Consider the following 2,050-nt stretch of genomic DNA (forward strand, 5'->3'; position numbering starts at 1 on the left):
CCCACCCGACCCGTCGACGCTCGGATCGATCGCCGAAGCATCCTCACTGCGGACGCCCGCGCCCGGCTCCTCCGCGCCACACACGCCCATCACGTCAGCGCCCACCACCTCCACGCCCACCACCTCCACGCCCGCCACCTCCACGCCCGCCAGGGCCATCACGGGCACGCCCGTCACCTCCGCGGCCGTCATGTCCGCGCCGGCGTCTGAAGCACCCGTGGCAGGTGTCCGCTGCCTGCACGAACTGATCGCGCAACAGGCCGAGCTCCGCCCGCAGGCCGTCGCCGCGACCTGCGCGGGCGCCGAGATGACGTACGGAGAACTCGACCGGCGGGCCCGGGAGCTGGCCGCCCGCCTGCGCGCGCTCGGCGCCGGTCCCGAGTCGATGGTGGGCGTCTGCCTCAACCGCTCCCTCGACGTTCCGGTCGCCCTGCTCGCCGTCCTGTATGCGGGGGCCGCCTACCTTCCGCTCGAACCGGACTACCCGGAGGAGCGCCTCGCGTACATGATCGAGGACTCGGGCGCCAAGGTGGTCGTGACCGACGACGAGTGCGCGCCCCGTCTCCCCGCCGGGCTCCGGCTGGTCCGGGCAGGCGAAGGCGCGGGGGCCGGTTCGGCTGCGGGCACGGGCGGCGCGGACCTCGCCGGACGCGGCGACCCGGACAGCCTCGCGTACGTCATCTACACCTCGGGCAGCACGGGACGGCCGAAGGGCGTCGCGGTCTCGCACCGAGCGGTCGCGCGCCGGGTGAAGGACCCGGCGTGGCTGCCGCTCCGCGAGCACGAGGTGTTCCTCTTCACCACGCCGCTGTCGTTCGACGTCTCGGTGCTGGAAGTGTTCGGCTGCCTCACCAACGGCCACACCCTGGCGATCCTCCCCGCGGGCAAGGCGCTGCCCGAGCGGGTCGCCGCCTTCCTGGCCGCCGAACCCGTCACCGTGACGTGGTTGACGGCGGCGCTCTTCCACGCCGTGGTCGACTGCGCCGAGCGGCCCTTCCCCACGGTCCGCTGGCTGATCGCCGGAGGAGACCAGCTCTCGGCCGACCACGTGGAGCGGGCCCGCGCCCTGGTGCCGAACGGCCGGGTCATGAACGGCTACGGCCCGACCGAATGCACCATCTTCACCACGACCCACCCGGTGCCGGACGACCACGCCGGACGTGTCCCCATCGGCGAGGCCCTGCCGTACACGAGGGCGCACATCGTGGACCGGAACCTGTACCCGGTGCCGGACGGCGTCGCGGGGGAGCTGCTCGTCGGAGGCGAAGGGCTGGCCAGGGGCTACCTCCACCGGCCGGGCCTGACCGCCGAGCGGTTCGTGCCGAACCCGCTCGCCCGTACGCCGGGGGAGCGGCTCTACCGGACCGGCGACCTCGTACGGCGGCGGAGCGACGGCCCGATCGAGTTCCTCGGACGTTCCGACCACCAGGTCAAGATCCGGGGCTTCCGGGTCGAGCTGGAGGAGGCGGAGCAGGTCCTCCGCCGCCACCCCGCCGTACGTGACGTCGTCGTCACCGCGCCCGCGCACGAGGGGGACCGCCGGCTGGTCGCGTACGTGGTGCCGGAGGGCCGGTGGCCCGGCTCAAGCGAGCTGCTCAGGCACGCCAGGGAGGCGCTCCCCGACTACATGGTCCCCGCGCTCTTCGTGACGCTCGACGCGCTGCCGGTCAGCCCCAACGGGAAGGTCGACCGCGCCGCGCTGCCCGAACCGGAGGCGGTACGTCCCGATCTCGACGGCGCGTACGTGCCGCCTCGCGATCCGATCGAGCAGACGCTCGCCGGCCTCTGGACGACGCTGCTCGGGCTGGACCGCATCGGGGTCAACGACCACTTCTTCGACATCGGCGGGCACAGCCTGCTCGCCTCGCGGCTGCTGGCCCGCGTCCGCCGTGCCTTCGGGCGGGACGTCCCGCTGGCGGACTTCCTCGCCACCCCGACGATCGCCGGACTGGCCGAACTCGTGCAGAGCCGGTTGCTGGCTCCCGGAGGGCCGTCCCGCCCGCCGATCGCTCGGGCCGTCCACGGGGACTCCCTTCCGGCGTCGTTGGGG

The 2,050-nt window shown here is 73.9% G+C and carries 2 protein-coding genes; one reads left to right on the top strand and one right to left on the bottom strand.

What is annotated here, in order from left to right:
• Positions 1 to 192: hypothetical protein (locus tag AWQ68_RS40285; RefSeq protein ID WP_157546562.1), on the bottom strand; the 192-nt coding region annotated here is incomplete at its 3' end.
• Between the two features lie 25 nt (positions 193 to 217).
• On the opposite strand from AWQ68_RS40285, the gene AWQ68_RS40290 reads away from it, so the two are divergent.
• Positions 218 to 2,050, top strand: a 1,833-nt coding sequence (locus tag AWQ68_RS40290) for a non-ribosomal peptide synthetase (RefSeq protein WP_169809085.1), incomplete at its 3' end; no start/stop codon positions are given.

The sequence above is a fragment of the Microtetraspora fusca genome, assembly GCF_001570365.1.
Lineage (GTDB): Bacteria > Actinomycetota > Actinomycetes > Streptosporangiales > Streptosporangiaceae > Microtetraspora > Microtetraspora fusca.